7 protein-coding genes are annotated in these 8,928 nt (G+C 37.2%); 4 read left to right on the forward strand and 3 right to left on the reverse strand.

Annotated features, from left to right (window positions below; translation table 11 throughout):
* Positions 1–179 precede the first annotated feature (179 nt).
* Positions 180–1,187, reverse strand: a complete 1,008-nt coding sequence (locus A6M14_RS13820) for a hypothetical protein (RefSeq protein WP_152875828.1) — start codon at positions 1,185–1,187, stop codon at positions 180–182.
* 116 nt (positions 1,188–1,303) lie between these two features.
* Positions 1,304–1,549, reverse strand: a complete 246-nt coding sequence (locus A6M14_RS13825) for a SlyX family protein (RefSeq protein WP_152875830.1) — start codon at positions 1,547–1,549, stop codon at positions 1,304–1,306.
* Between the two features lie 34 nt (positions 1,550–1,583).
* Between A6M14_RS13825 and A6M14_RS13830 the strand changes: the two genes are divergently transcribed.
* Positions 1,584–3,479 (forward strand): ATP-binding cassette domain-containing protein, encoded by a 1,896-nt coding sequence (locus A6M14_RS13830; RefSeq protein WP_152875832.1) that lies wholly within the window; start codon positions 1,584–1,586, stop codon positions 3,477–3,479.
* Positions 3,480–3,591: 112 nt separating this feature from the next.
* Complete coding sequence (locus A6M14_RS13835) at positions 3,592–4,527, forward strand: LpxL/LpxP family acyltransferase (RefSeq protein ID WP_152875834.1); 936 nt, start codon at positions 3,592–3,594, stop codon at positions 4,525–4,527.
* A 294-nt stretch (positions 4,528–4,821) separates the two neighbouring features.
* On the opposite strand, the gene A6M14_RS13840 is transcribed toward A6M14_RS13835, so the two are convergent.
* A complete protein-coding gene (locus A6M14_RS13840) occupies positions 4,822–5,934 on the reverse strand; it encodes an endonuclease/exonuclease/phosphatase family protein (RefSeq protein ID WP_152875836.1) in 1,113 nt (370 codons plus the stop codon).
* 184 nt (positions 5,935–6,118) lie between these two features.
* Here A6M14_RS13840 and asd point away from each other — a divergent pair, with 184 nt between their 5' ends.
* Together asd and A6M14_RS13850 are read left to right on the forward strand one after the other, a co-directional pair.
* On the forward strand, positions 6,119–7,237 hold the full coding sequence (asd, locus tag A6M14_RS13845; RefSeq protein WP_152875838.1) for an aspartate-semialdehyde dehydrogenase: 1,119 nt from the start codon (positions 6,119–6,121) through the stop codon (positions 7,235–7,237).
* Positions 7,238–7,383: 146 nt separating this feature from the next.
* Entirely contained in the window at positions 7,384–8,913 is a 1,530-nt protein-coding gene (locus tag A6M14_RS13850) for a FimV/HubP-related protein (protein WP_152875839.1), read from the forward strand.
* Positions 8,914–8,928: the final 15 nt, after the last annotated feature.

The following is an 8,928-nucleotide window of genomic DNA, read 5'->3' on the forward strand; positions in this document are numbered from 1 at the left end:
GTTTGTGCAACAAAGCCCATTTAAATCAAAAAGTGAAAAATTAAAACCAAGTGTCTGTGAAAAAGAATCTGTATATAAAATCCCACCAAGCGAAATAGATACGATAAAAAGTGTTGAAATAAAAAAGAAAAACTTACCTAATCGCCCTAAGATTTCATCAATATTCACAAAAGATCTCTCTAATTCAAAAACATTTCATGACTATATAAAACTTCATGACCATTCCAATAAATATAACCTTTATCCAACAACTCTTTTAAAAGCAGACGAATATTAGATTGCGGAAAAAGTTGTTCTAATAAGTCACGTAACTCATAAATATCTTTAGGTTTATTCGATTTAAGCTCACGTAATTTTCGTGCAACTTCTAATTGAACAGGATCAATCATTGCGAAGTTCTTGAACAACCCATTTTGAGCATTTTGAATATTGGCATTCGCATCTGAAGTAAGGTCTGAAGCTTGTTTTTCAGTATTGATATGCGCCATAAAATTCGACGTAGATTGAGTCGAATTTTGTTGTTCATCAATATTGTCTAAATCGAGCAATGCCCATTGCTTTAAGACTTTCTTACGAAATGAAATTTGCTCATCAAATTTTTTGACAATTTTCAAATTTATGAGCATGCCAATTAAATGCTGTGCTTTTTCTGCTTCAACATTTAATACATTCAAAATTGAATTTTTAAGCTTTTCAATATTATTTGGCTTACCTGACATTTTTTCTAAAGCATCGCAATACTGCTTTACTAACTTTAAGTCCGGACTTTCAATAATAGATTGAATACTTGGAATGACATATTTCGCAGATTTTATATCTTTATTTTCTAATTCCACCTGAATTAGATGACAACTGATATTCGAGCTTTGTAGCATTAATATCAACATATCACTGCTGTCGGTAGCAGAAATAACTTCTACATGGCTGTCTGCATCTAATAATGCCAACAACTGACCAACTACAACCGCATACTCAAACTCTCGCTGTGAAGCTCGAGGCGTATCTAATACGACAATTTGACCGCTGTTTACCCAACTCGAAAACTCCGTCAAATCTCCCAAAGGAAATTCGAACTTACCGCTACAATTAAACACATATATCGTTGCATAATGTTCAATAATTTTACGCAGTAAAGATGCTGTAGGCGGATTATCTTCAAGATCAAATAAAATGACTTTTTGGCTCATAAATACGGTCTTTTTGTGTTTAGTTTTATTCGACAAATAACAACAATAAAGATCAACTATATTCTAAACTTAGAATATATCTCTCATCAAAAAAGTTGTTAATGTCTTAAAACTCATTAATAATGCGGTGGCTTGTTTGTCAATGGATCAAATGCTGCTATTCCATCAGAAATATCTGATGCTTCTACACGTTGATACAAAATATTCATTTGTTTTTTTAAATCAGCAAGTTCCCGACCTTGAATGACCAATTGTTCATTCAACTGATCAACTAATTCATCTAAAAAGGCAATTCGCACTTGCAAATCTTCAATGGGTGCGGAAAATGACGCCTGTTCATCAAGATTTTGTTGTTTAGTCAATTTACACTCCTCATGTAGGATTTTAGGAAACATTATGGCCTATATTACTTTAAGGGACGTCCAGCTTGCGTTTGGCGGACCTGCCTTACTCGACGGCGCGAACTTCAGTTTAGAGCGTGGCGAACGAGTGTGTTTAATCGGTCGTAATGGTGAAGGTAAGTCTACTTTACTTAAACTGATTGAGGGAACTTTATTACCAGATACTGGTGAGGTTTCTTTACAAAATGGCATTACCATTTCCATGCTTGCTCAAGATGTACCCATGGATTCAGGAAAAGTTGCCGATATCGTAGCCGATGGCGCGGGTGAAGCAGCTGAAGTAATGAGAGCCTACCATGAGGCAAGCGATGCTTGTGTACTTGGTGATATGGAAGCTTGTGACCGCATGGGGAACTTGCAACATAAAATGGATCAGCTAGATGGCTGGGCTTTAGAAACTAAAGTTAACTCTATTTTAAGCAAAATGGGCTTAGATCCAGAAGCAGACCTTGCAGATTTATCGGGTGGTCGTAAACGTCGTGTACTTCTTGCACGTGCTTTACTCACTCAACCTGACGTTTTATTACTTGACGAACCAACCAACCATTTGGACGTTGAAAGTATTGAATGGTTAGAAAAATTCTTACTCGATCAAAATAATTTAACATTATTATTTATTTCGCATGACCGTTCATTTGTAGACAGCATTGCAACGCGTATTGTCGAGCTTGACCGCGGTACGTTGCGTAGCTACGAAGGTAACTATTCACGTTACTTAGAACTTAAAGCCATGCAAATGGAAGCTGAAGAAAAGCAAAATGCTTTATTCGACAAAAAGCTTGCAGAAGAAGAAGTTTGGATTCGCCAAGGTATTAAAGCACGTCGTACTCGTAATGAAGGTCGCGTACGTGATTTAAAAGCATTGCGTGAAGAGTCAAAAGCACGTCGTTCACAACAAGGTAAAGTGAACATGGCAACGCAAGAAGCCAATCGTTCAGGTAAATTAGTGTTTGATATCGCTAACCTTAGTGTGACCTTTGGTAATAATGCGCCGATCATCAAAGACTTCTCTACTCTTGTCCTTCGTGGCGACCGTATTGGTTTAGTCGGTGATAACGGTGTAGGTAAAACCACCTTAATTAAAGCGATTTTAGGTGAACTCGAACATAGCGGTACAGTTAAAACAGGTACTCAGCTAGAGGTTGCTTATTTTGACCAATTGCGTAATGCGCTTGATTTAGAAAAATCTGTAAAAGATAACGTTTCTGAAGGTTCTGACTTTGTAGATGTAAATGGCGGCCGTCGTCATATTTATAGCTACTTGCAAGACTTTTTATTCTCACCTGAACGTGCACGTACACCAGTAAAAGCATTGTCTGGTGGTGAACGTAACCGTATTCTATTGGCGAAGTTACTGCTTAAGCCATCTAACTTAATTGTAATGGATGAGCCAACAAACGATCTAGATATGGTGACTTTAGAGCTACTTGAAGAAATGTTAGGTGGCTACAAAGGAACATTGTTATTGATTTCGCATGACCGTGCATTTATGGACAACGTTGTGACTTCAACTTGGGTATTTGACGGTAAAGGTCATATCGATGAATACATCGGTGGTTACCAAGATTACCTAGAACAACGTCCAGATCAAACTGCTGTAGATCAAAAAAGTGATGTGAAAAAAGCCATCGCAAAAGCCGAAGCTGCTGTGCCTAAAAAAGCAAAATTGAGCTATAAAGATCAACGTGCTTTAGAGCAACTTCCTGCCGAAATGGAAGCACTTGAAAAAGAGCAAGCTGACATTAATGCACAACTTGCAGATGGTTCTATGTTTGTATCTGATGCAGATAAAGCCATGAAGCTTTCAAACCGTTTAACTGAAATTGATGAGCTTTTGCTTGAAAAGTTAGAACGCTGGGAACAACTTGAGAACTTAAGCAAAGGCAACTAAGCTTAATTCCAAGTCAATAAAAAGACATCTACGCCTTTGGTTTAGGTGTCTTTTTATTTGCATAATCAGTTCATGTTAAACTATATAAAATTTTTAAGGTTACCTCTTTGCAATGAGTAAAAAGCCAGATTACAAACCCGGTGAATTTCAATGGTCATTTTTATTACCCAAATATTGGGGCGTATGGATGGGTATTATCTTCCTGATGATTTTGGCTATTTTACCTTGGTCAATTCAACATAGACTTGCAAAGCTATTAGGCTCAACCGCTTTCAAATATTTAAAATCGCGTCGTAAAACCACAATTCGAAATTTAGAACTCTGCTTTCCTGAATGGTCTGAAGCTGAAGTTCTCGAAAACTCAAAACAAGTGTTTATCGACCAAATGCTTGGCGCTTTTGAAACATTAAATGCTTGGTACTGCCCAAAATGGTTTAACGGTCGTGTAGAAATTGAAGGTTTAGAACATATTCAAAATGCTCAAGCACAAGGCAAAGGTGCATTACTTCTAGGTACACACTCAACGTTGCTTGATGCTGGCGGTTATGTTTGCGCACAATATTTTGACCCAGATGTTGTTTATCGTCCGCAAAACAACCCATTGCTTGATATGCTGATTTACCGATGTCGTTCAACCATTTATACGCATCAAATTGACCATGATGATATGCGTGGTTTAATCCGTCATTTAAAAAATGGACGTGCAATTTGGTATAGCCCAGACCAAGACTTTGGCTTAAAACAAGGTGTTATTGCACCCTTCTTTGGTGTTCCTGCCGCGACAGTAACCGCACATCGTCGTTTATTAAAAATGACCAAGGCAGAAGCAATTCCGCTTTATTTCTATCGTGATGGTGATATTTCTAATCCAAAATACAAAGTTTTAATTGAACCACCTGTCGAAAATTTACCAAGTGATGATGAACTTGATGATGCGACACGCACCAATTTAATTATTGAACGTCAACTTCGTATTGCACCTACACAGTACATGTGGTTTCACCGTCGTTTTAAAACACGACCTGAAGGTTCAGAAAGCTTATATTAATCATTTGGATTAAAAATTTATCCCCCTTAAAAACAACAACCCGAGCTTTACATCCTGTAAAACTCGGGCTATATGGGGTTGTGCTGTTTCATATCTTTTTTATTTTATATCTGGCTATCCTAACCACACATCATGTCCTTGATGTCTTTCCTTCAGCTTGGTCTTCCATAGTGGGACTATCCATTCCCGTTCCATGTGCTGATGTAATAACAATAAGCCCCCCCACTTTTATAACTAGCCTCTAAATCCTCAAAACCTTGTAGGAGATTGACTACAAAGGCATGAGTCTAACTTTTAAGATTTATAATCCTGCGCAATTTCATCTGTCACAATTTTTTCTTCTTTCTCTGTTTTTTCAATTCCTTGCTGAATAGCAGCTTGTGCTTTTTCTTCATCTGCATCGGTTTGTTCTAGTTCTTGCTGAATTTTCTCGAATATACGTCCTGTTTGTAAAACCACATAAATAGGGAAATGATCTGACCCCATATGAGGCAATCGCTTCATTTCTACCAAAGCAAAATCGGTACTATGAAACACATGATCTAAAGACCAACGTAGTAATGGATAATCAGCATGAAAAGTGTTGACATAATGACGCCCAACGCGTGGATCTAATAAACCACTAATACGCTGAAATAAACGTGTGGTTCTAGACCAAGCCACATCATTTAAATCCCCCATCACAATACAACTTTCATCTAAATCTTTAATCTGATCACCCACAATTAAAAGTTCCGCATCACGTAATGTTGAATCTTTTGCTTCGGTTGGACTTGGCGGTTTAGGGTGCAAGCAATACAGCTGAACTTTATTCCCTGAATCTAAAGTGACTGTTGTATGAATAGATGGAATTTCATCACTTAAAATAAATTTCACTTCTGTATCTGATAATTCTAAACGGCTATATAAATGCATACCGTACAAATTATCTAAAGGAACAGGAACTCGATATGGATAATCAGGTTCTATAACTGAAAGCTCTTTTTGCCAAACTTCATCTGTTTCCAAGGTCAAAACAATATCTGGTTGATACGTTTTAATATGTGAAATTAATGCATCATATTTTTTATTTGGCGTTAATACATTTGAAACTAAAATTGAAATTTGTTTTTTCGGATCAAGTTGCCCTTCTCGAACTTTTTTCACCTGATTTTTCCAAATAAAGGTGTAAGGCAATACCATTTTTAGCTGATATGCCAAGGCTGCAATGAGAGCAACAAGTAGTATTTCACGCCAAATATCCCATGGTGAATCCCAAATCAACAACAATACAAATGCACAAAATCCTAAGACAAGTATTTGTAAACGCGGGAAGTCTGCACCACGAAACCACCACTCATCTCGAGGAATCAGTGACCAGAAGCTCAACCAAACAACCACAACAGCTAATATCTCAATCCAGATCATATCTTTTCTCTTATATTCTTAATTTTTTATTGATTCATAAATTTATATCAATTTTCCATGTAACATAAACAAGTTATATTCCACAATATAAATGCTGTTTTCATTCTGTAGCACTTGCAGTTACGTGCTCTTTTGATACACTCAAACCCCCTTTTTTTATTTTAACGCACCGAGGCAAAGTGACATGAAAGTAGGTCTGGTCGGTTGGCGCGGGATGGTTGGTTCTGTCCTTATGCAACGTATGGTTGAAGAGAATGATTTTGCTCATTTTGAGCCGTTCTACTTCTCTACCAGTAATGCAGGTGGCAAAGCGCCTGCGTTTGGCGGTAAAACTGCCCCAGCACTTATGGATGCGACAGACATTAAGAGTCTGAAGCAAATGGATGTCATTATTACCTGCCAAGGTGGTGATTATACGTCTGAAGTTTTCCCTAAATTAAAAGCGGAAAACTGGGCTGGCTATTGGATTGATGCTGCATCTACATTACGTATGGATGATGAAGCAATTATCGTGCTAGATCCTGTGAATATGCATGTAATTAAAGATGGTTTAGTAAATGGTACTAAAACATTTGTAGGTGGTAACTGTACAGTTTCACTTATGTTGATGGGTCTTGGTGGTTTATTCCAAAACAATTTAGTGGAATGGGCAACATCAATGACATATCAAGCAGCATCTGGTGCAGGCGCGCAAAACATGCGTGAACTCATCAATGGTATGGGTTATTTATATAACAATACTAAAGATTTGCTTGATGATCCTAAATCTCCAATTTTAGATATCGACTCTAAAATTGCAGCACTTCAACGTGGTGAAGGCTTCCCTTCTGCAAACTTTGGTGTGCCTTTAGCAGGTTCTTTAATTCCATACATCGACAAACAGCTTGAAAGCGGTCAATCGAAAGAAGAATGGAAAGGTCAAGTTGAAACCAACAAGATCTTAGGCAATCAACAAATTGTTCCTATTGATGGTCATTGTGTACGTATTGGTGCAATGCGTTGCCATTCTCAAGCTTTAACATTGAAATTGAAAAAAGATGTGCCGCTTGATGAAATTGAAGATATGTTACGTAGTGCAAATCAATGGGCTAAAGTTGTTCCAAATACGCGTGAAGCATCTATGACAGATCTTACACCTGTAGCAGTAACAGGTACTTTGAGTGTTCCAGTAGGTCGTTTACGTAAATTGAATATGGGTAAAGAATACCTAGGTGCATTTACAGTGGGTGACCAATTACTTTGGGGTGCTGCTGAACCTTTACGTCGTATGCTTCGTATATTAATTGATTTTAAAAGTGCTTAAGCGCAACTAAAAATCTAAAAAAGCCGATCTTTCATGATCGGCTTTTTTATGACAGTTCACGGTATTTGTTTTACAAATAGACAACAAATCGCTAATCTATAATTATAATTTCCGCTTTGCGATTGTGACCGAGCTAATAGACTAATATGACCACGTATAACAAATTAAAGATCGCGATTTTAACAATTATTGCATCACAAAATATTTATGCGCTCAATGTCGACCCTGCTGTTATTCAATCAAGTGCAGGTGAATTACTTTATGCCGAATTAAATTTCCGTCAATCGGACATAAACACACCCATTGAAGTGAGCTTAGCTAAAGCTGAAGATTTAATGTCCATTGGTGCGACACATCAGCCTCCTGGTCATTTAAACTTTTTCACACGTCGCAATGCAAATGGAACAGGCGTAATCACTATTACATCTTCTAGACCAATTACCGATGCTGAATTGAACATTATTGTTAAAATCAAAGAAGGCTCTACAACACGTTTACAGCAAATTAAAAAGCCGCTTGCTCGTAATAGTGCTCCAACACAAAATAAAACAACAACAAAAGAAAATGCATTAACGCCTATTGTGATTGTGAATGAAAAAGACATTGCTTTAAATTTACCTACAAGTAGTGCATATACAGCTCCTGCTGTAACACGCCCAATGGTAAATCTGGAACCATCAAAAAACATTCCACCTCAAATACAAAAAACGATTTCAGCAACGCCTTTACCACCTACACCTACCCCTATTGTTCTACAATCTGCAGCACCTACTACCAACGCTCAACAAGCACCAAAAGAAACTCACACTGAGCAAACAATAGAAAAAGTAACACCTAAAAAACCTGTAACAGCACAAACTAACGCTGTTAAAAAAGTGCCTGATCAGACTATTCAAATTGCCCCTCCTATTCCACAATCTAATATTTCAGCAGATCCATTAGTGAACAAGTATGCAAGTGGTGAAATTGAGAAAAAGAGCGCAAAGCCTGCTGTCAAATCAGTAGAGCCACAAAAAGCTGAAACAAAGAAAACTGAACTTCAAAAGACAGACGCTAAAAAAACCGATGCTTTAAAAACCCAAGAGCAAAAAGTTGAATCCAAAAAGACTGAAAATAATATTTCAACAAGTCATGTAGAAAAACATGTTGTAAGAACGAATGAATCTTTATGGGCAATTGCTGCGAAAATTGCAGATCAACAAAATCGCTCTGTAAACTCAGTGATGCAACAAATTAAAACCAACAATGAACATGCTTTTATTAAAGGTGATGTTAACCGCTTAAAACGTGGGGCAACGCTCAATTTAAAAGAGGCAACAGCAGAAGAAAAAGCAAAAAAAGTTGCTGAAAATAAAATAGATCACAATCAAACAAAACAATCTGGAACAGCAAAATACAAATTAAACCAAGCGGAAATGAGTTTAGTTGCACAGAGCGAACAGAACTCAGCGCACGGTTCTGCATCAAAAAGCACGAAAAGTAATATAACTTCCGATGATTTATCATCAAAGGTTATGACATCTCGTGAAAAAACCGTTAAATTACAGAGAAACGTAACTCAGTTGGAAATGGCATTAAATCAAAAGGATCATAGAATTCAATTATTAAATGCCCGTCTTGCTCAACTTCAACAGCAGTTGAAAAAACAACAAGCCGCAAAAAAATCTCATAACTAGGGTCTGTTGACATTT

Origin of the sequence: Acinetobacter portensis, assembly GCF_009372215.1 — a bacterium.
Classification (GTDB): domain Bacteria; phylum Pseudomonadota; class Gammaproteobacteria; order Pseudomonadales; family Moraxellaceae; genus Acinetobacter; species Acinetobacter portensis.

Excerpts from the sequence above, each read along its gene's own strand:
- A6M14_RS13820 (WP_152875828.1), bottom strand. The coding sequence starts at position 1,187 with ATGAGCCAAAAAGTCATTTTATTTGATCTTGAAGATAATCCGCCTACA.
- A6M14_RS13830 (WP_152875832.1), top strand. The coding sequence starts at position 1,584 with ATGGCCTATATTACTTTAAGGGACGTCCAGCTTGCGTTTGGCGGACCT.
- A6M14_RS13835 (WP_152875834.1), top strand. The coding sequence starts at position 3,592 with ATGAGTAAAAAGCCAGATTACAAACCCGGTGAATTTCAATGGTCATTT.
- A6M14_RS13840 (WP_152875836.1), bottom strand. The coding sequence starts at position 5,934 with ATGATCTGGATTGAGATATTAGCTGTTGTGGTTGTTTGGTTGAGCTTC.
- asd (WP_152875838.1), top strand. The coding sequence starts at position 6,119 with ATGAAAGTAGGTCTGGTCGGTTGGCGCGGGATGGTTGGTTCTGTCCTT.
- A6M14_RS13850 (WP_152875839.1), top strand. The coding sequence starts at position 7,384 with ATGACCACGTATAACAAATTAAAGATCGCGATTTTAACAATTATTGCA.